Source organism: Nostoc commune NIES-4072, from assembly GCF_003113895.1.
GTDB lineage: Bacteria > Cyanobacteriota > Cyanobacteriia > Cyanobacteriales > Nostocaceae > Nostoc > Nostoc commune.
In genome coordinates this window covers 1565652-1587751 of the sequence record NZ_BDUD01000001.1, presented here as the reverse complement: position 1 = coordinate 1587751, position 22100 = coordinate 1565652, and the positions used below count along the sequence as shown (strand labels likewise).

The following is a 22100-nucleotide window of genomic DNA, read 5'->3' as shown; positions in this document are numbered from 1 at the left end:
CTAAAGTTAACAAATTGTGGCATCTATTATGCGCGTCAGTTATATTTCAAAACTGGTAAATTAATCGGTAAGTATGACCTTGAGAAAGAGTACAAAACTAATAAACATTATCAAGTTTTGCATTCGCAAGCAGCACAACAAATACTCAGGTCTGTTGCCGAGTCATTCAAATCTTTTAAGGAACTAGACAAAAACTACAGTAAAAGTGAACTGCACTTCAGACCCAAGTTGCCCAAGTATCGTAAAGGTAGCGGTTATGCACTTGTGACTTATCCAAAGCTTGCGCTGAAGCTTGTTGGTAACAATATAAAGATACCCTTGGGCAATACCGTTAAACGTTGGTTTAAGCTTGATAGTTTCTTGATACCAATGCCTTCTAACCTGAGATTCGTAGATATCAAAGAGCTAAGAATACTACCAAGAAACCAATGCTTTTATGCTGAGTTTGTCTATGAGCAAGAATCCGCACAAGAGCTAGGGCTAAATCCAGAATACGCATTAGCTATCGATCCAGGTATTAATAACTGGTTAAGTTGTGTTTCTAATATTGAAACCAGCTTTATTATTGATGGGCGTAAAGTTAAATCTCTCAATCAGTGGTATAACAAACGTGTCTCCACAATTAAGGAGGGTAAACCGCAAGGATACTGGGATGATCAGTTAGCTCATATCACAGAAAAACGTAATAGACAGATGCGGGATGCTGTGAATAAAGCGGCTAAGTTGGTGGTTAACCATTGTATTGAGCATCAAATTGGTACAGTTATTTTTGGATGGAATCAAGGACAAAGACAAGAGGCTCGATTAGGCAAGACAACGCAATCTTTTGTACAAATACCAACAGCTAAACTAAAAGAACGAGTTAAGCAACTGTGCGAATACTACAACATCAATTTTGTTGAAACAGAAGAATCTTATACCAGTAAGGCTAGTTTTCTAGATAGTGATTTTCTACCTATTTTCGGCGCAAAACCTGAAGGGTGGACACCAAGCGGAAGGCGAGTAAAACGCGGAATGTATCGGACTAGCAAAGGCATTCTAATCAACGCTGATTTGAATGGAGCCGCAAATATAATGCGAAAAGTAGAGACACAATTAGGTTTAAGCCTAGTCAAGGTCTGTAGGCAAGTTTTGACCCTTGCTACCAGATTTCGTATCTGGGAAACCAAAACTAAAAAGCGGAGAGGGACGGCTTCAGCCTCCCTCGTAGCAACAGTTTAGAATCCCCGTCGCTTCAGCGCGGGGAGAGGTCAATAGTAGCAATGGCGGCTGATTCATAAAACGTTGGAACTGGGGGATTTTGTAGCCTAACCAGTTTAGTAAGTAACTCCAGAAAATCACAGTTCCTACCAAGATAGCGCCTTCGGTAATTGATGTATAATTACTTGCCATAGCGTTTTGGGCAGCTTCAGCAAATAGCACAACTACGAGTAAATCAGTAATTCCTAGTGTTCCTAATTGTCGGCTAGGAAGCACGCGTAACACTGAGAACAGTGCTAAATAAACTAGCGAACCACGGATAATTAACTCAAAAACGCTGATGCTAGGAACAAAGATTGCCTGCCAATCGATAAAAAACCATTTTTCCATTAGCACTGATTTTGTTCCTTTCTGGATAGACTTCTGGAAAAAATCCAGTATAGGTTATTTATCTGTGGTTTCATTTCATAAAACTATACTTTTATTAGAGGTTAAATACTTCAAAATCTATCAGATTTATAAACTTACATTCCTAACAATCAGGAATTAAAATCGCTCATTTTTCCTTCTCTGTTTTAAGCGCTTGGGCTTCTTAAAAGACTGGAACAAGCGATTAATAAAATTAGAAGGAGGCTTTTTATTAGTGGACGATTGACTTGTTGGAGCCTTACCATTGTATTCCCTGTTATCAGATAAAGGTATGGCATGTTTAGATGGGGTTATGCCACTACCGTACCTTCTGGCATAAACTTGGGTAAACTCCGCACCGAAGAAAAGAATCTGCGCGGCATAGTTAACCCAAGCTAAGATTACCACTAGTGAACCAGCTGCACCATAGGCTGAACCAAAACTGCCATTACCTAAATATTGTCCTAACAAAAATCTACCAATAGAAAACAAAAAGGAAGTGAGCATAGCTCCAATTAAAACATCACTCCAACCAATTTCGACATCTGGTAGAACTTTAAAAATGAGTCCGAACAGGAACGTAGTGATGGCAAAAGAAAGGATAAAGTTGATAATCTGCCAGAGAAAATCTACACCTGGTACTAAGTTACTAAAGTATGTTAATAATGCTGCTAATGCCGTACTAATCACCAGAGAAACTAAAAGTAAAAAGCCAATACCGATCACCATTGCAAAAGATAAAACGCGTAAGCGAATCATGTTAGTTACACTGCGTCCGGGTTTTGGTTTCACTTCCCAAATTGTGTTGAGGGAATCTTGCAACTCGGTAAATAAACCAGTAGCACCTAAGAGCAAAACTCCAATACTAATGATAGAAGCCATTGCTCCTGTCTGTGGTTTGTTAGCATTCTGAATGGCTGTTTGGATAAATGCTGCGCCATCTCGGCCGACTAAACCTTGAATTTGTCCAACGATTTGGCCCCTTGCCGCTTCTTCTCCAAATACTGCCCCTGCGATCGCAATTACAATAATTAACAACGGTGCAATAGAAAAAATTGTGTAATAAGCTAGCGCCGCCGCTAACCGTGAGGCTTTATCCTCACTCCATTCTTTGAATGTCTCTTGTAATAACTTCCAAATCGCCTGCAAATTCATCCAATCAGTCTCCTTAAGCGGTATCGGTTACTTCCTGATATATTGGATACTGATTTCATAAGTAGAGGCATCCCCCCAAGGGGGTTTGTGCAGCATCCTTGGGGAGGAATTTAGCAGAATCGATAATTTCCTTAATGGAAATATCTATAAATAATTTGCTTTTTAGTAGACAATTAATGTAGTGCGATCGCTTTAGCATATAAAATGCAGTGGCAGCGATCGCATAATCCCTTATTGATTCCCCTAATTCGGTTAGCTATTCTATTGCCTTTGACTGAAAATTTATTACTTACTTATATAACGCTTCCGATTCATTAACCGATTCTCCCGCCTGTTCTAAATTACGTAGGGTGTTTAACGATAGAAAACCAAACCCGATTTTAGAGGCAATATCTAGTAGCGTATAACTCATTGTTTCCCCACCTTGACCAAAAGCGTTAAAACATTCTGGACTAAGAATCCATACAATTGGATAAAGTGTCCACAGCACCAGATGCACAGTTACCAGCTTGCGGAATGCTTGGATCTGGGATGTTTGCGTTCTGCCTCGATTCGGTAGGGTTTCACTAATAAGTAGAAAATTGCTGCGTAAGCAGCACAACTAACAATATCAGTAGATCGAAAACTTTTGGAAGTTGACGAAATAATCAGGGTTTCAGCCGACGTTTTGGGGTTGACGATCGCGATCGCTTGCACTGCACTCTTAACCCACCAACAATGCCCGTTCCTTGAAAAGCAGACTCCAATAGGATTCCGGTAGATTATGTTCCTAAACTCAAATGAACGGCTGGTAAGGCTTCTGGAAAAGTTTGTGATCTACTGAATATACCAGATGTAGCTGATCGGCTTGGGTGTAATTGTGGCAAGGAAGCCAGTAGCAAGCATATAGGCGTTAGTAAAAATCTGATTTAAATATAATCAAAAATTAGACTTTAGTAGCTTGCACTTTAGTTCAGTATAAGCAGTCTCCTCTAGAGCAACACTTTATTACTAAATCTGTAATAGTCCGTGCTAGTTTGAAAATACGATGTCTACGACGGGCTGCGCCTGCCAATTGGCGATGTCAGTTTGGGCGGCTGTACCGCAAGCCCTAGCTTATATGATGGCTAACCCCAACTCCAGTAAACCTGTGTTTGGGATGGTGACTAATGGAGACGATATTTTATTTGTCAAAGTGACGCAAACAAATACACCACAGTACGATTTGTCAAGGATTTTTGCTCCGTTTGCATCTGCGAGAGAACTGTACACCGTTTTGCAAATTCTCAAGCGTATTGGTCAGTTAATTTCTCCTGCGTCTTAAAGGTTGTTTGAAAAGTATCAAGTTGTATAAAGATCCCCCGGAACCCACGCCAGTTGCTGAAGGGGGAATCGGAATCAAAGTCCCCCTTTTGAAGGAAGATTTAAAAGGATAGAACTTACGCATTGACAGAAAAGCCAAAATAACAGGTAGAGTTTTCAAGGCTGATAGCTAGATTTTTCAATGAGATTTTAGCGATGCCTGCGGCGGGCTACGCCTACGCACTCAATCAAAGGTGATTGATAAAAGCCCGAAACAACGTATTTAGGTTGATGCACAAGATAGTTATTTTGTACAGTGCGTAAGTCCTAAAGGAGCTACAATAATGTTTAGGCAACGAATAATTTCTAAATTTATTCTCTGGAAAAGAGCGAATCTTCTTTTAGCATGGAAAACACAAATCACGAACTTTTCAAGCATAGTTCGTGATGTGTTTATAAGGAGTTCGTGAGAGTTTCTGAAGCGCCTAGTCTGCTCTCGATTGAATATCTTAACAATCAAGAGCAGAGCATACGCGTTTACGCTTTTAACCAATAAATCAAGTCGAACTTGACGATACCTACTTAGATGTAACGGCTAAACCAATGAAGTTACCTTTAGGTACATCGGCGATTTTAGTTGCAGTGCCAGTAGATAGGTCAATAGTGTAAAGAACTGAACCAGACAGTGCATAGCCAGTATTTTTGCCTTGTGCATTTGTAAAGATGTCGAACCCGCTTATCGGTGCAAAGTTAACACCAAGCTTGCCGATTGTTCTAAGAGTACCATCATTGGGTGGGTTTTGCAGTACTAACACGTCAAGATCGTAATCGATGCCAAAAAGTTGAGTTGATGTGGCTCCAGCAACTGAATTTGTGTAAGCGGCACCGGTAATGTTGGGGTTAACTGTGGCGTTAACATCATCAGTAGCATACGCTAGGATTGTATCGACAGTGACTGCACCAGTATCTACATTGGTACGAAAATTTTGGTCATTGCTACCTACTATCCGTAAGCGGTCTGGTACGGGATTGAAGTCAAACCCTGACTGAAATCCTCCATTAAAGCTGCTAGATAGTTTGCTCACAAACGTAGCCTGACCAGTTCTATAATTTATCGTGTATATGTTGTCAGTATCTGTGACACCATAAAGCAGACCGTTTGCTGGACGGAAGTCAATACCTTGTAAGTTGCCGTCAATTCCTTTGACTTGAATTGTGAAAGCAAATCCACTCGGATCTATATTTACAAGAGTATTATTTGAGGTTAAACCAATGAATCTTAAATGAGACCATTTGCCTGTAACATTGATTTGAAGGATATCACCTATTTTGATGATCCCAACGTCAGCTAAAATTTTGTTAGCACTCAAGCCAAGACTTGCAGTGACTACAGTAATTACAAGAGCAATTTTACGTGTGATAAAGCCTTTCATCCTACACCCCAAAATAATAATTTCTGATTTTGATTCAGCAACGAATTATCCTTTTAAAAAAGGATTAATGGTTAAAGTTTACTGATTACTACAGATTACACTTAAATCAATTTTTACAGGTTAAGAAAAAATTAATTTTTTAAAAAAAGTAAGCCGAATCTTTCAAGAATGAACTTAAAGAAAAGTTTATTTAATGCTTTATAGAAAACATCCTACTTTTCCTACTTAACCCACTCTTAAGTGTTAGCTTCAACACGATACTGTAGAAGTTCCAAAAGGGTGCATCCCAGTTTTTATTATTCGATTAAATAATAAAATTTAATATGTCATTGCGATCGCGCTATCATATTCTCTATTTTTCAGCAAAATATTGACTTTTAAATTTGCGGTCTGTAATTCTGATAAAGTTTAGACTCTGACTCATTTATTAGAATCACAGCTTTAGCCTTACTGTTCTAGCTGCTGGGAACACGAACTATTTGCGTCAACCCTTAACACACTTAAGCCATCATCACCAGATTCTTACTGCATTCTATCGATTGTACGATACTGAATCGCTTCCGCTACATGATTGGTTTTTAACTCATCTTCTGCCGCTAAATCTGCAATAGTTCGTGCTACTTTGAGAATGCGATCGCTTGCTCTTGCCGATAAACCTAATTTTCTAATTGCTGCTTCTAATAAATTCCGGCTAGCATCATCTAGCTTGCACCATTTCTGGAGATGACGACTCTGCATGTGAGCATTGCAACGCAGATTTGCTTCTCCTTGGAAGCGGGTAATTGCGCGATCGCTTGCTTGTTGCACCCGTTCGCGTACTGATGTTGATGCTTCTCCGGTAGGTTGTTGGGTAATCTCCTCTGGTTTCAAGCGATTCACCGCAACTTGTAAATCAATTCGATCCATTAACGGCCCAGAAAGCTTTGCCCAATATTGCTCGCGTTGACGGGGAGAACAAGTACATTGTTGGATGGTATCGCCATAATAACCGCAAGGACAGGGATTGGTACTCGCCACCAAAGTAAACTGCGCGGGAAACATTACTGATAGTTTGGTGCGGGAAATTGTCACATAGCCATCTTCTAAAGGTTGGCGCAGAAATTCTAATACATCACGTTTAAACTCAGTTAATTCGTCCAAGAACAGCACGCCCCTGTGAGATAATGAGATTTCCCCAGGACGAGGGAAGCTACCACCACCAACGAGAGAAGGCCCGGATGCTGAGTGATGGGGACTGCGAAAAGGGCGATCGCGTACCAACGAACCGCGATTTTTCAATAAACCAGCTACCGAATGGATACGAGTCACTTCTAAAGATTCGGCAAAACTTAGGGGTGGTAAAATACCTGGTAAGCGCCTTGCTAACATGGTTTTTCCACTACCAGGCGGCCCAACAAAAATTAGATTGTGTCCACCAGCTGCCGCAATTTCTAAAGCACGACGCGCATGAGCTTGTCCTTTTACATCATGCAAATCTGCGCCAGGGTAAGATACTGTTGCTATCTCCGTTGTATGATCAATTTGCACAGGTTTGTAACGCCCCGGATTATTTAAAAAATCCACCACATCAGACAGATGTTTGCAAGCGTAAACAGCCAAGTCTTGAACCACTGCTGCTTCTTGGGCATTATCAGCAGGGATAACTAAACCTGTAATTCCCATCTTTTGGGCTGCTGCTGCGATCGGTAAAACACCAGCCACCGGACGCAAACTGCCATCTAGCGAGACTTCGCCCAAAAATAGATAATCTCCCAATAAATCAGCGCTAACTTGCTCAGAAGCCGCCAAAATTCCCACACTAATAGGCAAATCGAAACAGGGGCCTTCTTTCCGTAAATCTGCCGGAGTCAAATTGATCACGATTTTCCGCATGGGAAAAGCGAAACCTGCATTCTTCAACGTTGCTTTGACTCTTTCTCGTGATTCTTGAATTGCCGAATCTGGCAATCCCAAGACAACAATTCCCGGTAATCCCCCTGACACATCGACTTCTACGCCGACTTTGACGGCATCGATGCCTACAATTGATGCACTCCAAACTCTGGCAAGCATTGATTATATAAAAGTAAACCTTTCAAATCTCTAGCAGATGAGTTGCTACATTGGCATTAGTAAAATTACAGAGATGATTTCCTGAGCAAAGTAGTTACACGAATTTTCAGGTAAATAGACCACACTGTAATACCATTTCACTTTAATGAAATATGCTCTTTTGGAGCAAGGCGCAATGCCCATTGGTGTCAACTTAACGTGAAAGCTATGTCCCGCAAGGAACTGAAGTTCCTTGCTAATAGCGAAAGTCATCTGAAGATGACTAAATATTAGGACTTACGCAAAAACCCTCTCAAACTCTTATTCCTCCGTGTCGCGCCAGTTGCTACCCTGCGGGTTCCGCTTTAGCGGTACAAGTCGGGGAACCGCAAGGGCGCACTGGCTTCTCTGCACCCTCTGTGGTTCGTTTTTCTTTACCCGGCTGCAACAACAGCACCATCATTTACTAACTTGCCATCTTCCATGTAGACGATGCGATCGGCAATATCTAGAATGCGGTTGTCATGAGTAACCAAAAGAATAGTACAATGCTGTTCTTTAGCTAGGGTTTGCATCAGGTTGACCACATCTCGTCCCGATTTACTGTCAAGGGCGGCGGTGGGTTCATCCGCTAAGACAATTTTAGGACGACCAACTAAAGCACGAGCGATCGCAACTCTTTGTTTTTGTCCCCCAGATAAATCATCAGGATAATAATTCAGGCGATTTCCTAATCCTACTTCCTCTAACATTTGGGTTGAACGGGTTTTCATTTCTGCTGGGGAAATATTATTATGCACTTCTAAGCCCATTCTGACGTTCTGGAGTGCTGTCAGGCTACCGTGCAGATTGTGCGCTTGGAAAATATAACCGTTACTGCGTCGCGCTTGAGTAAGTTGTCTTTTGTTAGCACCACACAGTTCTTGTTCCAATATTTGCAAACTACCAGATTGGGCAGAACGCAAGCCGCCGACTAAGGTGAGAAGTGTAGTTTTACCAGAACCAGAAGGCCCAGTCATAATAATAATTTCGCCAGCGTTAATATCCAGGTTGATATCAAAAAGAACTTGCTTACGGAGTTGACCATGACCAAAATAGTGGTCGAGATTTTTCACAGAGATTACAGGTTGACTACTCATAAATAGCTTGATTACTCGTGATGCTCGTCATTTGTCCTTTGCAAATGACAAATGACCAATGACAAATGACAAATTTAAAACATATCTGCGGGGTCGGCGGACTGTAATTTACGGGTAGCGATCGCACCAGAAATTATACACATAATCATAGTTAGTGTTAGTACCGTCAAGGCCCGTGCTACGGTCATGTAAACTGGCAAATTGGTGGCATTACGAGTTAAATGATAAAGTCCTAAAGGTGCGATCGCTCCTGGGATAAAGCCCAAAATCGCCAAAATTATCGCCTCTTCAAACACTACACCTAATAAGTAAAGATTGTTATATCCCATTGCTTTAAAAGTGGCGTATTCTTTGATATGGGAATTCACATCTGTAGAAAGAACTTGATAGACGATAATCACGCCCACCAAAAACCCCATTGCTACACCCAGGCTGAAGATAAACCCGATCGCCGTATTTGTTTTCCAGTAATTTATTTCAAATTCGAGAAATTCTGCTTTGGTTAAAACTTTAACATCATTATCTAAATGAGATTCTAAAGCTGCTTTCATCTGTTTTGGATCATAACCTGGTTGCAGCTGCACTAAACCGAGACTGACACTACTTGCTTCTTGTCTGGGAAATAGTCGCAGAAAGTTCTGGTCGCTGGTGATCAAAGTACCATCGGCTATGAAGGAAGCCCCGACTGAAAATAAGCCGCTAATGGTAATTGTCCTCCGTTCTATTTCGGTTGTGACAGTTTTACCTTGTTCAATTTTGGCGATCGCTTCATTGTAATCTCCTCTAGAGGCGCGATCAAATAGAACCGTATCTGGTAGCTTAATAGCATCTATCTGGCGATTCACATCCGCTAAGTTCAACATTTGCCGATCGGGATTGAACCCCATAACTAATATTGTCGTCTTCTTATGTGTTTGGGGATTTTTCCAATCAACAATGTTGACATACATTCCTTCTGCCGACTTTACACCTGGTACATCCATTGCCTGATACAATCGCCGCCGCGTAAAGCTAGACATATATGCTAGGTTACGTGCTTGGGGGCTGATGACAAACATATCAGCCTGCATACTGCGATGCAGCATTGTGTTACTTTCAAACAGGGCATTCTGAAACCCTAGCTGCATGAACATCAGAACATCGGCAAAGGCAATACCTGACAATGCTACCAAAAGACGGCCTTTTTCATGACTTAGTTGCAGCCATCCTAAAGGCGTTCGCCGCCGCAGTTGTTCGATTAATTTCATAAGAGGGAGTGGGGAGTTAAGGGAGCAGGGGAGGCAGGGGAGGCAGGGGGAGCAGGGGAAGCAGAGGAAGCAGGGGGAGCAGGGAGAGCAGGGGAAGCAGGGAAATAATAACTATTAATTATTGACCAATGCCCAATGCCCAATGCCCAATTCCCTTTAAATTTCAATTACCGCCTTCACTTGCAAATTAGTGAAGCTAGAAGCATTTTGGCTAGATAGTTTATTCAGTTGCACATGGACTTCCACTACTCTGGCATCAATATTGCTAGAGGGATCAGAGTTGATTAAATTTTGCCGCTTTACCTGCATACCAATCCAATCCACTCTTCCCTCTAATTCATTGCGTAGGGAATCACTACTTACCCGCACATCCTGTCCCGGACGCACTTTCTTGATATCACTTTGGTAGACTTCTACCACTGCATACATCTGGTCGGTTTGCCCTAGAGCCACAATTCCTTCATTGCCAACAGTTTCTCCGGCTCGTGTATTAATCTCCAAAATTCGACCAGCTTTAGGAGCCACAACATAAGCCTGCGCCAGTTCTACTCTAATTTTATCCGCCGTGGCTTGAGCGCTGTCTACCTCTGCTTGTGCGTTTGCTATATCTGTTGGACGGACTTCCGCAGTTTGATTTAAGTTAGCTTTTGCTTCGTTAATCTGCTGTTGCAAGCTGGCGAGGGTTTGATTCTGGTTGGCTTTTGCTTCGTTAAGCTGCTGTTGTAGGGTTGCGACAGTTCTTGTCTGGGTGGCTTGGCTTTCAATTAACGCTTGAGTGGAAGTTTCGGCGTTTAAGCGTCTGCTATCAACTTCCTGGCTAGAAATTGCTCCTGCTTTATATAAAGTCTCGTAGCGCTGCATGTCAGCTTGAGCATTACGTCGCTCGGCTTCTACGCGAGCCACTGTTGCTTGCAAGCTGCGTTGTTGCCCAAGGAGTTCTGCTTCTATACGATTAATTGTCGCTTGCTGAGTTTTAATATTTCCTTCTAGTTCTACTTGCAAACGATTCACAGTAGCTTGACGCGCTCCAATTTCTCCCTGTTTGGCTCCAGCTTTTACCTGGTTAAGGCGGGTTTTGGCAACTTGAACTTGTTTTTGTGCTTCAATCAAACTAGCTTGTAGACGATCGCGGTTATCCATAATCGCAACTACCTGCCCAGCTTTGACGCGATCGCCTTCTTTCACCAATAGTTGCTCTACCCGATTTCCTTCACCATTTGAAGAAGGCGCTGACAGTTTTATTACCTCTCCCTTTGGTTCCAACCGCCCTAATGCTGTTACTGTTTTTATTACAGGCTGAACTGCTACTGGTGTTTTTTGTTTTTCATTAGCTGTAGCCTGGAACTTCATCACCGCATAAACACTGATTCCGCCTATTGCTAGAGCTGTAATTATTGCAAGTAGAACAGGCGATCGCACAAGATTATGAGAAGACCTTAAGCCCTCTGAATTCCTGTTTTGCTCCATACTATTTTCCCTTACCACCAGTAGCAATTTGTACTAAACTGTCCAGTTCAATTCATGCTAAACTAAACGGACTAGTTTAGTCAATATGATACAACTAAACTTGTCAATCAATTTGCAAAGGCATTATGCAGCGAAATGCTATTCCTGCCCCCTGCCTCCTTCAACGAAGGTATATTTATTTTCGCCATTTTGTGCTGGGGCATTTTGCAGCATCTATTAATATTGTTTATAAGAAAGGATAATTAATAAATGGTACGCATCAAAGCTGACGAAGTTGATCGAGACAATTCCGTTGATAAAGTGGAGCAAATTCTGCAAGGGGCAATGCAAGAATTCCTTCAACATGGCTATGCTGGCACAAGCATGGATCGGGTAGCAGTAGCAGCAGGCGTTTCTAAAGCGACAGTCTACAGCCACTTTCAAGATAAAGAAGGACTTTTTAAAGTACTGTTAGAGCAACTGGCAAGCAAAAAGAACAGTTCTATTTTTGGCACAGAACCTATTGAGGGAGAACCAGCCGCCATACTGCACCAGGTAATAACTAAAGCATTAGAGCAAATGCTTAACGACAAAGAACATAGTGCATTTATGCGAGTACTAATTGGAGAATCTGGGCGTTTTCCTGAGTTAGCTCAAATTTGTGTTCAGGCGCTGATTAAGCCAGTAGCAGAAACTCTTACTCACTACTTGGCAGCCCCAGAACTAAACATACCTGACCCAGAGGCAACAGCGAGAATTCTTATAGGAGCGTTGGTGCATTTTCATATTACTCAAAATGTAATGCATGGAGAGGACATTATACCAATGGAAAGCGATCGCCTGATTGATGCCTTGACACACTTAATCAATAAATGCGCCGATTAAACTGGCTATTTCCCGGCGCTTGTTCAGTCATAAGGCAATACTTTTCGGTTAAGGGGGAAAGGGGAAGGGGAAAAGGAGAAAGAAAAACCTTTAACCTTTACCCTTTAACCTTTACCCAAAACCCAATTCCAAGTTAAAAATGCTTAACCGAACAGTATTAAGTCAGAAGCCAACTGTAAGAGCTTGTTTTACAATAATTCCTCCATCTAAATAATACGGATTTTTATCCAACCCTATACAAAAGGTCTAAAAATTATATGGATGATTTAAAACAATTAGATAAGTATGCCTTTCAAGTCTTAACTATGAGCAGAGAGGGGTATTCTAGTCGCCAGATCGCCCAGCAGTTTCATCTAAGTTATAAGACAGTAAAGGATATTGTGGAACGGTTTTCTAACTAGCGATAAAATGAAGAAAATTTTCAATCTCCCAATGCCTCTTTTATACGTAAAGCGCATTAGATAAATCCAAAAGCCGCACTTTTAAATGTTAGCGCGGCTTGCAGAAATCAATATTCGTACAAAGGATCTGAGATGTTTCGATGTCCCAGTACTTGGGGTTATGGCATCCCCTACTGGTTTAAGGTTCCATCCTCATCTCCAGTGTAGCCGTGTGCAAGCGCGAGTGGATGCCCAGCGAAAAAATCCCCTTGCTGTCTTCAGTGGGGAGAATCTCAATGTTTTTTCCATAGAAGCTACAGTGTTGCCTCCAGCTTTTTTTGTTCCGTTAACAAGCTCTCACCAATATATCCTCTAGCGATCGCAAGATTAACTAGGCAGGAATCACTTGAACAACTAGTGCGCGTTTATCCAGCGATTGGATTTTACCTACTTGACTAAGATCATTTGCAATTCGGTCTAGCAGTTCTCCTGCTTTGTCACGATATTGATGTTCTCGGCCTCGTAAACGGATGGCAAACTTGACTGAATCGCCTTTACTCAACCATTCACCTGCTTGTTGGATGCGTAAATTGTAATCAGCCACGCCCACGTTTAGGCCAAATCGAACTTCCTTTACCGTGGGTCTAGCACTCTGGCTCTGACGTTTTTTCTTTTGATACTGAAGCTTGCCATAGTTGAGAATCTTGGCGATTGGAGCCTCCTTACCTTGGGAGACTACAACTAAGTCAAGCTCTAAGCTCTCGGCTAGCTGTAGCGCCTCATTGGTGTCGATCAGACCACGATTGTTATTCTCATGGTCAATCAAGAAGACACTAGGTGACTTGATTTGTGAATTAATCAGTTGCTTTTGGATTGCGATAACGAATTTCTCCTAATTGTTCAACATTTTACATTCCAAGTAATGCTAATTTAACACAACGCTGAATTAGAGCAACTTTAACGACACAATCGACTACAATCTGTTAAAATGTGGAATTGCGGCACTCGCTCTTCAGTCTTTGCGCTATTGCCCATCAGCCTTTCAACGCTTTTTTATCCGTCCGCCTAAGACTGACGCCGCCATTGGCGACAGGCCGATGTTATTTTTGGAGTTTTATGTCTTTTTCTAATCTCGGCTTGTCCAATGAAATTATCCGTGCGGTTACCGAACGCGGGTACACCGAACCCACGCCAATTCAAATACAGGCGATTCCTGCTGTATTGTCGGGTAGGGATTTGCTAGCTGGGGCACAAACTGGTACTGGAAAGACCGCTAGTTTTACCCTACCGCTTCTGCATCGGTTGTCGTCTGATAAGAGCATCAAAGGTACATATAAGGGATACCCCCCAATCCGGGCGCTGATTCTTACCCCGACTCGTGAACTCGCCGCACAGGTAGAAGAAAGCGTGCGCGAGTACGGCAAGTACTTGCAGTTAAACTCAATGGTAATGTTCGGTGGAGTCGGTATTAATCTGCAAAAGCAGCGTTTGAAGAACCGAGTGGATATTCTAGTGGCTACTCCAGGGCGACTGTTAGACCATGTACAGCAAGGGACGCTGAACCTGTCGCATATTGAGGTTTTGGTGCTAGATGAAGCAGATCGGATGCTAGACATGGGCTTTATTCATGACATCCGCCGCATCCTCTCACTATTACCCAAAAAGCGACAAAATTTGCTATTCTTCGCTACTTTTTCGGACAAAATTAAGACACTCGCCGCCGGACTGCTGAATAACCCGACGATGATTGAGGTAGCACGCCGCAACGTTACCGCCGAGACGATCGCACAAAAAATTTACCACGTAGACCGTGACAAGAAACGCCAATTACTTGCTCACCTGATTCGCCGAGATAATTGGTATCAAGTGCTAGTGTTTACCCGCACTAAGTATGGTGCTGACCGTTTGGTTAAGCAGTTGGGCGAAGACCGCATTCAAGCACTGGCAATCCACGGGAATAAGAGCCAGCCGGTGCGTACTAATGCTCTGGCAAAGTTCAAAAATGGTAGCTTACAGGTATTGGTGGCGACAGATATTGCTGCTAGGGGTCTTGATATCAGCGAACTGCCTCATGTAGTTAACTTCGATCTACCCAATGTACCAGAGGATTACGTTCACCGCATTGGGCGCACTGGCCGCGCTGGCGCGTCAGGTGAAGCGGTATCGCTGGTGTCCGTCGATGAATACCCTCTATTGAAAGATATTGAAAAACTGATTGAGCAGCGCTTGCCAAGGGAAGTGGTGGCTGGTTTTGCGCTCAACCCCGATATCAACCCCGAACCAATCCCAAATGGACGGCAACACAGAGCTAAACCCGAACGTGACAAGCGTCCGGCTCGTACTGCTAAACCCTTACCACAGACATCGGCTAAACGTAAGGTAGCGCCACCGGTGACGAATGGCGATAAGCCTGGTGCTCGTTCGTCGGCATCGCGCCGTTCTGCTAAACGCGATCGCTAATCTTCGTTCTTAAGGATTAATCTTTCAGCAACACCCCTAAGCGGTTAAATTCACTTTCAACCTGCTCTTGAACTTGACTTTATAGCCAGGACTTACGCACAAACTATGATTTTACGTCATTACGAGCGTTCGCGGAGCGTCTCGTAGAGAAGCGAAGTAATCGCCAAGGCTTGGTTTTTCGTCACGAGTGCGTAAGTCCTAATAGCGACACTACTGTTAGGACTTACGCACTTAGCTTAGATATTGAAACTAAGAATGAAAAATAGCACAACGCCCCATGCTCAATTACAAAATTCCCAAAAAATGGTTAATTTTGGTTACAGTGGCTTTGATATCTGCCTTGTTGCTGGCGATCGCATCTACAGCCTCAAGTATTTACTTATATGGCAGCAGTACTAATAATATCAAGGCAGGTTTAAAATCTAGCTGTAGTCTTTTACTCCCTAGCCTTCAAGCAAGAACTTGTATAAATAGTTTTGAAACCTTTTAGAATTAGATCCGGTCTTAAGAAATTAAATGAACCAAATAACCAATATCATAGCTCTTAATAGCAGCTTTAGTTCTAATCATCAGGCGATCACTAGCTGAAATTTTAGGAGATTGTATGACAAGTTTTCAACGGATTCGACACTTTTCTATTTTAAGTTTGGTATTTTTGCTGTTTTTAACGATAGCTACTAGTCTTTTTGCCTATCAAGTTTCACCGTTAAGAGATCCGACTTTTCAGCCCAATAGTGCAAATGGAGGTTCGTTAATACCTTGGATGCAAGGCGTAAGAGAAGACCATTGGTTATTATTAGCTAATATAATCGCGTTTTCTCTTTCTACAAATCTCACACTTATTATCTGGCAATGGCGGCGATTTGATCAAAATAATAAGTGGATAAGTTTCATAACTATGACAGTAACATGGACGATGTTATTTGGTACTTTTATGTTGACCTCGATAATTTACTTATTAATGCAGTGGCTAGTTGATTAAAGCAAGAGCCACAGGCAATACGGTTCGGATAAGGTTTTTTGATGACACGCCGCTAATCGCAAAGACGCGATAAATCGCCGTCTTTACAAGAATCAGTCCTCTGTAGAGACGGCGATTTATCGCGTCTCTTGCCTTAACCGAACCGTATTGGAGCCACAGGAGTTACAGAAGTTCTCGATAAAATTCAGCTATTGCAAAAGGTCTATTATGAAAAGCGTGCAAGACATAAATTTTTCCCCTATTTTGACTGCGTAAACCGAAACTACAATAACTCTGTGATGGAAAATAACCGTTGTCGGTCTATTTGTTGCAGCTTGATTTTTTCAGCGTAGAAAGCTTGATAATAAGATTGATACCGCTCTGGTTCAGCTTCGGGATCGGTTTGTTGCCATAGTTCCAAAAAGTGGCGATAGCGTTTTTCAAGCATCACTAAATCCATACAAGCGATCGCAGCTTGAACCACTTGCGGAGTCCGAAGTATTTCTTTTTGGTTTTTTTCATCCACATGAAACAAATGGGAAATCAACCCCATCTCGCTGCCAAATTCTAAAAACTGGTCTTGCAAACGGGAAATTAAATCTGGTGGAGACGCAAAATTTCTTGTCTCTCCATCAACGGATGAAATTTCTAAAATCTGTTGCCATAAAAATCGGTGGTGGGAAAGGCTAAATTGCAAATCTCGCTCCTCTAGTTCGTCAATAATCACTTGACGCTGTTCGGGACAATGCAAGTAAATTCGCAGTAATAATGCCTCTGCGTGTTCTAAAAGGCTCCGTTCTGTGGGGAGTGGGGAATGGGGAGAGACGCGATTAATCGCGTCTGTACTAGGGAGTGGGGATTTGCTACTTCCCCATGCTTTTCTGGCTGACACAGGTTTAGAGTATGTAGCCGGAGGAGGAGCAATTTGAGTTAACAGATTTTCAACTCGTAGGGGTATCAGTCTGGTATCTCCTAAGCTGAGTATTTCTGCACAGTAGGAAACGTAATAGTTGCGTGTATCGCTGTTAGCTATATTTTTAAGTAATTTGACTAATTGCTGAGTTACTTGCTGAAAATCAGTAGCCTGTTTCAAATTACGGTCTTGAATAATTTGCTGAATCTGCCAGTCTAGCCAAAGTGGCGCATTTTTTAGCAGTTCTCCATAATCTTCTGGGGTGTGGCTATGCAAATATTCATCAGCATCTTTACCATCGGGTAAATTGAGAATTTTTAGCTGAACTTCCCCTTTGTATGCTAATTCGGCAATTTCACCGATCGCCCGTTCGGCAGCATTCATTCCAGCTTTATCAGCATCAAAGTTGAGTACTAATTGTTTGGATTCGGTGTACCGTAATATTAACCGCACTTGTTCTAAGCTTAAGGCTGTACCGAGTGAGGCGACAGCGTTATTAATACCAGCAGCATGGAGAGCGATCGCATCAAAATATCCCTCTACTACCACGGCTTGATCGAGTTGAGAAATCCCACCTTTGGCTTGATCGAGGGCAAATAATGTTTTACCTTTACTAAAAAGTTCGGTTTCTGGTGAATTCAGATATTTGGGCTGTTCATCGGTTAGGGTTCTACCACCAAAGGCAATTACCCGCCCTTGGACATCACGGATGGGAATCATCAAGCGATCGCGGAATACATCATAATAACCGCCTCCTTCCCGCCGTGGCTTAATCAGTCCCGCTTTTTCTAGTATTTGTACTGGGTAATGTTTATCTTCCACTAGATAACGATAAAGAGTTTCCCAACCTGCGGGGGCATAACCTAAACCAAATTGCTGTATTGTTTCTTCTTTAAATTGGCGGTTAGATTGCAAATATTCAAGTGCCTTTTGCCCTTGTGATTGTCTGAGGGCGTGTTGATAAAATTGGGCTGAGGAAGCTAGAACTTCATATAACTGCTCACGCAAAGATAGCTGACGCTGTAATTCTTGGCGTTGTTCGGGTAAGAGTGTTTGTACAGGTACTTGGTAACGCCGTGCTAAATCCAGTACCACATCAGCAAACGAACGTTTCCCCAATTCCATGACAAACTTAATGGCATTTCCTCCGGCTTGACAGCCGAAGCAATAGTACATTTGCTTAGTCTGGCTGACGGTGAAACTGGGAGATTTCTCATCGTGGAAAGGACACAAACCGACGAAATCTTTCCCACGTTTGCGTAAAACTACGTATTCCGAGACGACATCTACAATATCAGCCCGTAGTTTAACTTCCTCAATTGTGTCTGGGTGCAAGCGGGGGATTTGCATATTTAGTCATTAGTCATTGGTCATTGGTCATTAGTCATTGGTCATTGGGCATTGGGCATTGGGCATTGGACATTGGACAATAATTAATAATTCTTCTACCCTGCTTCCTCATCTCCCTCATCTCCCCCACTCCCCACTCCCTGGAGATTAACTTTGGAGAAATAACAAAGGATAAATGACTTTAGACTTCTGATGGCTATTATATTCTTGTTGTTAGACCAAGAATGATCTATATAATTTTACATTTAATTTTATCAGAGGAATTACTTAAAATGGGGCGTATTTTTATTTCGGCGGCTCACGGAGGTAAGGAAGCTAGAGGGATAGATCCAGGTGCGATCGCAGGTGGTACAACTGAAGCTAAAGAAATGATTCTGCTGCGGGATTTGATTGTTACGGAACTGAGGGCGCGGAATGTCGAAATTTTGGCAGTCCCTGATGACTTGAGTGCCGCCCAAACTATCACCTGGATCAATTCTCGTGGTCGCCGAGGTGATGTCGCCCTAGAAATTGAATCTAATGCGGCTAATAGCCCTTCTGTGCGTGGGGCTGGCGTTTTTTATATTGCTAATAATAGCGATCGCAAGAGTAATGCTGAACAATTGCTAGTGGGGTTGTTGCGCCGCGTACCCCAATTGCCGAATCGGGGAGTCAAGCCAGATACAGATAGTGGATTGGGTAGTTTAGCATTCTGTCGCCAGACAACGCTTCCAGCTTTGGTGATGCAAGTGGCATTTCTCAGCAATCCAGAGGATCGGGCTTTGCTACAAAGTCGTCGCCGCGATTTTGCTTTGGGAATTGTCGATGGATTAGTAATTTGGAGTCGGATAATTGACCCTACTCCTGGAACTCCGACGGAAGCAAATTATCCGCCAATTAATATTAATATTAATGGACAAAAATACTCAGAACAAGGAGTTTTAGTTAATGGTAATGCTTACATTCCCATTGATTTAGTAGACCGTTTGCGGATTGACCTTTCAAAAACGGCTAATGTCAACAGAATTACCTATCGCAAAGTAGTTTATGTCAAAGCGATCGAACTGCGAGATTTTAATGTTGCAGTCACTTGGGATGCTGCAACGCGCACTGTTAGTTTGCGCTCAAATTTGGCAGTTTGCCCTGGTCAATTTTCGCGGGTGATGTCGAACGGTAATACTTCTGAAGTCCAGTTACAATTATTTCTGAGAAACAATAATGAAAATGCTTTAGTAAGCTTTCCTGATATCCCAAAACTTTATCGAGAAGAAGCAGGTATAGAGGGAGTGAACTATGACATTGCCTTTTGTCAAATGTGTGTAGAAACTGGATTTTTACGGTTTGGTGGCGATATTAAGCCTGAGCAAAATAACTTTGCAGGCTTAGGTGCGATCGGTGGTGGTTCGGAGGCTGCATCTTTTCCAAGTGCCAGAATTGGAGTGAGGGCACACGTCCAACATTTGAAAGCTTACGCCAGTTTAGAACCTTTGGTACAAGAAGTAGTAGATCCCAGGTTTCGCTTTGTCACGCGGGGAATTGCGCCATTAATTGATCAGCTATCAGGGCGGTGGTCAGCAGATTTGGATTATGGTACGAAGATTTCAGCAATGCTCAAACGATTATATGAATCAGCAGGACTTCTTTAAGTTGCACTTGCAATAACATTGTCTTCAACTACTTAACAATGCAAATCTCAGCTTATTTGTATTTCTATTAAGTGTTTCAACAAAGATAGTATGTAGACTAAAAAATCCACATCAGTGTTTTTATTTATGTTTTGTTCAGCGTACCTCCGTACCCAGAACTGATAGAAATTATTAACTATTTATCAATAAGTAATAATGCTTAAAGTTTAGTCAAAAATATTTGAAGGAGTTTGCGTGATTGCAGTTGATACTTTTTGTCCCAAAGGTTTATATTCAGTTTGATTTCGCTATCCTAATGATCAAATTACTTTATTAGATATCTTGTTTATATTCTTCTAATAATTGCGGAATGTGATCATATCCATCTACACCGATAACTGCAATCATTTTTGGGCGATGTTGCTGTAAAAACTTTTGGAAAGCTTCTGCCCCTATTTGTCCTTGTAAAATTGTTAGCAACCCTGCTGGTTGACGCCACTCACTAGAAGCAATTTGCTCCAAAAGATACATTCCCAAACAGCCTGTATAAACAGTTTTTTCAGAGTTTTGTAGATGATAATAAGCTTCTGCTAAATAAGCTAAGTTACGCCCTTGGAGATACAAATCACCGGAAACTTGCGCTGTTTTAAAGCCATCTTCAAGATATTTAATTGCACTTTGGTGTTCTCCAATTACTAGATAGGCAATTCCTAAGCTACTGACACATAAGGCTTTACTTTGAATATCGCCTAATTTTTCTGATAATTTTAAACCTTGTTCCAAATAGTTAATTGCAGCTTGGTATGTTTCTGGTTCTAAGTTTTCCAATTCCTGAGCTTGCATGACTTCGCTGTAACCTAAATTGACCAGCGCGTTTGCTTCTCCTGTGCGATCGCCTGCTTGCCGACTCAATATCAATGCTCGTTGACTGTAGTTAATTGCCTCAGTATAATTTTGCTGTTGCACGTATGTACGGCTGAGGTGGTTGAGATTGGCAATTTCACAGGCGCGATCGCCTGCATTTCTGGCTATCTCTAATGCCTGCTGATGAAAATCAATAGAACGCTGGTATTGTCCCAAAGCACGCTGAGAATAGCCTAAAAGTGTCAAAATCCGTGCCTTTTCTTGGGTTCCCTCGCCTCGTCGCAATGGTTCATCCAAATAATCTAAAGCATCTCGCAAATAAGTGCCTGTAAAAGAGGCAAAAATCCCGCCGTAAAAGGGAAAATATGGACGCTGGGCAAAGGTTCGCAAAATCTGGAGCATGATTTGAGAACAGGCATCGCTGTATACTTTCCCAATACTCCCAAAACCACTTGCTAGCTGACTCCAAATCACTGCAAAGGTCAAAAAGGTGGAAATGGACAACTTTGGCCCGGCCTTAATATCGTAAGCTTGTTGGTCAAACCAACTAATTAGTCCCCGTTGCAAGTACTGTAAAATCAATGCCATTTCCACCCAATCTCTAAGGGTGATCCCCCGTTGTCGCTCGGCAAACTCTATTGCAGATTCTTCCATAGCTAAGGTGCGAAGCAGTGCTTGGGGTAACTCACTGTTAAGTTGTTTCGCCCAACTTGCCCAAGGGCCACGTTCTCCCGGTACGCCGCCAAATCCCAAAGATTCTTTTTGCTCGTACATCCAACTGAGCAAGTTGTCTTGTAATCGCTGCCAAGAAGCTAAACCACGGGTAATCCCTTCGGAAAATTGTTGTAAATCAGCATCTGCCTGGGCAAATTGCTGTAATGCTTTTGATAATTGCTGTAGCTGTTGCAAATTTAGCGGATACTTCTGATTGGGATCAGTAACCCGTAAAAATACCGCCAGGCGCTCGTCAGCAGGAGCTGTGGTAATTTCTGTAACTGCGGAGGCGATCGCTTCTGTGGTTTTGTTTTGCTCTTGCCAGCGTTGCCATTGACTTTGAATAGTTTTAATGGCTCTCAAACTGCGAGTAGCCTTAGCTTTTTTGAGTTCGTCTTTTTCACTATCGACTTGATTTTGGAGAGCATTCAAGCGATCGCTCAAAGCTAGCTCAAAAACTTCCCCTGTACCGGAAGTAATTCCTTTAAGCAGCATTTGGTATACCATCTCAACAGAGCTAATTTTGCCCTTGAGGGTGGTTTCGACAATTTCATCGATTAAGGCAAGATAGCGATCGCGCAATGGCAAAGAGTCTGGCACTTTAGCTACTAGAGAACGTCACGTCCATT

At 42.3% G+C, this 22100-nt stretch carries 19 protein-coding genes and 1 pseudogene; 9 read left to right on the top strand and 11 right to left on the bottom strand.

Translation table 11 applies throughout. The annotated features are described in order from the left end of the window. The first annotated feature begins 21 nt into the window (after positions 1 to 21). Positions 22 to 1221: an RNA-guided endonuclease InsQ/TnpB family protein gene (locus tag CDC33_RS07075; protein WP_369694383.1), complete on the top strand. Its 1200-nt coding sequence runs from the start codon at positions 22 to 24 to the stop codon at positions 1219 to 1221. 30 nt (positions 1222 to 1251) lie between these two features. On the opposite strand, the pseudogene CDC33_RS07070 reads toward CDC33_RS07075, so the two are convergent. The 3 genes and pseudogenes from CDC33_RS07070 to CDC33_RS07060 all read right to left on the bottom strand — a co-directional run. Further along, a pseudogene (locus tag CDC33_RS07070) lies at positions 1252 to 1590 on the bottom strand (DUF421 domain-containing protein); the annotation flags it as partial. Between the two features lie 156 nt (positions 1591 to 1746). Continuing rightward, positions 1747 to 2763, bottom strand: coding sequence for a YihY/virulence factor BrkB family protein (locus CDC33_RS07065; protein WP_109007885.1), 1017 nt, complete (start codon positions 2761 to 2763; stop codon positions 1747 to 1749). A gap of 289 nt (positions 2764 to 3052) precedes the next feature. Next, positions 3053 to 3364: a bacteriorhodopsin gene (locus tag CDC33_RS07060; RefSeq protein WP_219930001.1), complete on the bottom strand. Its 312-nt coding sequence runs from the start codon at positions 3362 to 3364 to the stop codon at positions 3053 to 3055. Positions 3365 to 3790: 426 nt separating this feature from the next. On the opposite strand from CDC33_RS07060, the gene CDC33_RS07050 reads away from it, so the two are divergent. Then, positions 3791 to 4066, top strand: a complete 276-nt coding sequence (locus CDC33_RS07050; protein WP_244919161.1) for a hypothetical protein — start codon at positions 3791 to 3793, stop codon at positions 4064 to 4066. Positions 4067 to 4622: 556 nt separating this feature from the next. On the opposite strand, the gene CDC33_RS07045 is transcribed toward CDC33_RS07050, so the two are convergent. The 5 genes from CDC33_RS07045 to CDC33_RS07025 form a co-directional block, all read right to left on the bottom strand. Continuing rightward, a complete protein-coding gene (locus tag CDC33_RS07045; protein ID WP_109007884.1) occupies positions 4623 to 5477 on the bottom strand; it encodes a DUF4394 domain-containing protein in 855 nt (284 codons plus the stop codon). Between the two features lie 522 nt (positions 5478 to 5999). Next, on the bottom strand, positions 6000 to 7529 hold the full coding sequence (locus tag CDC33_RS07040) for a YifB family Mg chelatase-like AAA ATPase (RefSeq protein WP_109007883.1): 1530 nt from the start codon (positions 7527 to 7529) through the stop codon (positions 6000 to 6002). A gap of 413 nt (positions 7530 to 7942) precedes the next feature. After that, a complete protein-coding gene (locus CDC33_RS07035) occupies positions 7943 to 8647 on the bottom strand; it encodes a DevA family ABC transporter ATP-binding protein (RefSeq protein WP_109007882.1) in 705 nt (234 codons plus the stop codon). Positions 8648 to 8721: 74 nt separating this feature from the next. Further along, complete coding sequence (devC, locus tag CDC33_RS07030; protein ID WP_109007881.1) at positions 8722 to 9894, bottom strand: ABC transporter permease DevC; 1173 nt, start codon at positions 9892 to 9894, stop codon at positions 8722 to 8724. A gap of 156 nt (positions 9895 to 10050) precedes the next feature. Continuing rightward, positions 10051 to 11361: an HlyD family efflux transporter periplasmic adaptor subunit gene (locus tag CDC33_RS07025; RefSeq protein WP_109007880.1), complete on the bottom strand. Its 1311-nt coding sequence runs from the start codon at positions 11359 to 11361 to the stop codon at positions 10051 to 10053. A gap of 249 nt (positions 11362 to 11610) precedes the next feature. Between CDC33_RS07025 and CDC33_RS07020 the strand changes: the two genes are divergently transcribed. The 3 genes from CDC33_RS07020 to CDC33_RS07010 all read left to right on the top strand — a co-directional run bounded on the left by CDC33_RS07020 (position 11611) and on the right by CDC33_RS07010 (position 12981). Further along, positions 11611 to 12225: a TetR/AcrR family transcriptional regulator gene (locus CDC33_RS07020; protein WP_109007879.1), complete on the top strand. Its 615-nt coding sequence runs from the start codon at positions 11611 to 11613 to the stop codon at positions 12223 to 12225. Positions 12226 to 12482: 257 nt separating this feature from the next. Next, positions 12483 to 12626, top strand: a complete 144-nt coding sequence (locus tag CDC33_RS41595; protein ID WP_109007878.1) for a helix-turn-helix domain-containing protein — start codon at positions 12483 to 12485, stop codon at positions 12624 to 12626. Between the two features lie 160 nt (positions 12627 to 12786). Then, positions 12787 to 12981, top strand: coding sequence for a hypothetical protein (locus CDC33_RS07010; RefSeq protein ID WP_181373918.1), 195 nt, complete (start codon positions 12787 to 12789; stop codon positions 12979 to 12981). 15 nt (positions 12982 to 12996) lie between these two features. Here CDC33_RS07010 and infC read toward each other — a convergent pair whose 3' ends face one another. Continuing rightward, complete coding sequence (infC, locus tag CDC33_RS07005) at positions 12997 to 13464, bottom strand: translation initiation factor IF-3 (protein WP_225892454.1); 468 nt, start codon at positions 13462 to 13464, stop codon at positions 12997 to 12999. A 257-nt stretch (positions 13465 to 13721) separates the two neighbouring features. Between infC and CDC33_RS07000 the strand changes: the two genes are divergently transcribed. The 3 genes from CDC33_RS07000 (at position 13722) to CDC33_RS06990 (ending at position 16047) form a co-directional block, all read left to right on the top strand. Then, positions 13722 to 15065 (top strand): DEAD/DEAH box helicase, encoded by a 1344-nt coding sequence (locus CDC33_RS07000; RefSeq protein ID WP_109007876.1) that lies wholly within the window; start codon positions 13722 to 13724, stop codon positions 15063 to 15065. A gap of 255 nt (positions 15066 to 15320) precedes the next feature. Further along, on the top strand, positions 15321 to 15464 hold the full coding sequence (locus tag CDC33_RS38405) for a hypothetical protein (protein WP_181373917.1): 144 nt from the start codon (positions 15321 to 15323) through the stop codon (positions 15462 to 15464). 205 nt (positions 15465 to 15669) lie between these two features. Next, complete coding sequence (locus CDC33_RS06990) at positions 15670 to 16047, top strand: hypothetical protein (RefSeq protein ID WP_109007874.1); 378 nt, start codon at positions 15670 to 15672, stop codon at positions 16045 to 16047. 262 nt (positions 16048 to 16309) lie between these two features. Here CDC33_RS06990 and dnaG read toward each other — a convergent pair whose 3' ends face one another. Further along, positions 16310 to 18289, bottom strand: a complete 1980-nt coding sequence (gene dnaG / locus CDC33_RS06985; protein WP_109007873.1) for a DNA primase — start codon at positions 18287 to 18289, stop codon at positions 16310 to 16312. A 272-nt stretch (positions 18290 to 18561) separates the two neighbouring features. On the opposite strand from dnaG, the gene tftA reads away from it, so the two are divergent. Beyond that, on the top strand, positions 18562 to 19914 hold the full coding sequence (gene tftA, locus CDC33_RS06980; RefSeq protein WP_109012477.1) for a hormogonium tapered terminus morphoprotein TftA: 1353 nt from the start codon (positions 18562 to 18564) through the stop codon (positions 19912 to 19914). 312 nt (positions 19915 to 20226) lie between these two features. Here the strand turns inward: tftA and CDC33_RS06975 are convergent, their stop codons facing one another. After that, complete coding sequence (locus tag CDC33_RS06975) at positions 20227 to 22071, bottom strand: tetratricopeptide repeat protein (RefSeq protein ID WP_109007872.1); 1845 nt, start codon at positions 22069 to 22071, stop codon at positions 20227 to 20229. Positions 22072 to 22100: the final 29 nt, after the last annotated feature.

Coding starts and splice junctions, on each gene's coding strand:
- CDC33_RS07065 (WP_109007885.1), bottom strand. CDS start 2,763: ATGAATTTGCAGGCGATTTGGAAGTTATTACAAGAGACATTCAAAGAA.
- CDC33_RS07050 (WP_244919161.1), top strand. CDS start 3,791: ATGTCTACGACGGGCTGCGCCTGCCAATTGGCGATGTCAGTTTGGGCG.
- CDC33_RS07045 (WP_109007884.1), bottom strand. CDS start 5,477: ATGAAAGGCTTTATCACACGTAAAATTGCTCTTGTAATTACTGTAGTC.
- CDC33_RS07040 (WP_109007883.1), bottom strand. CDS start 7,529: ATGCTTGCCAGAGTTTGGAGTGCATCAATTGTAGGCATCGATGCCGTC.
- CDC33_RS07035 (WP_109007882.1), bottom strand. CDS start 8,647: ATGAGTAGTCAACCTGTAATCTCTGTGAAAAATCTCGACCACTATTTT.
- devC (WP_109007881.1), bottom strand. CDS start 9,894: ATGAAATTAATCGAACAACTGCGGCGGCGAACGCCTTTAGGATGGCTG.
- CDC33_RS07025 (WP_109007880.1), bottom strand. CDS start 11,361: ATGGAGCAAAACAGGAATTCAGAGGGCTTAAGGTCTTCTCATAATCTT.
- CDC33_RS07020 (WP_109007879.1), top strand. CDS start 11,611: ATGGTACGCATCAAAGCTGACGAAGTTGATCGAGACAATTCCGTTGAT.
- CDC33_RS41595 (WP_109007878.1), top strand. CDS start 12,483: ATGGATGATTTAAAACAATTAGATAAGTATGCCTTTCAAGTCTTAACT.
- CDC33_RS07010 (WP_181373918.1), top strand. CDS start 12,787: ATGGCATCCCCTACTGGTTTAAGGTTCCATCCTCATCTCCAGTGTAGC.
- CDC33_RS07000 (WP_109007876.1), top strand. CDS start 13,722: ATGTCTTTTTCTAATCTCGGCTTGTCCAATGAAATTATCCGTGCGGTT.
- CDC33_RS38405 (WP_181373917.1), top strand. CDS start 15,321: ATGAAAAATAGCACAACGCCCCATGCTCAATTACAAAATTCCCAAAAA.
- CDC33_RS06990 (WP_109007874.1), top strand. CDS start 15,670: ATGACAAGTTTTCAACGGATTCGACACTTTTCTATTTTAAGTTTGGTA.
- dnaG (WP_109007873.1), bottom strand. CDS start 18,289: ATGCAAATCCCCCGCTTGCACCCAGACACAATTGAGGAAGTTAAACTA.
- tftA (WP_109012477.1), top strand. CDS start 18,562: ATGGGGCGTATTTTTATTTCGGCGGCTCACGGAGGTAAGGAAGCTAGA.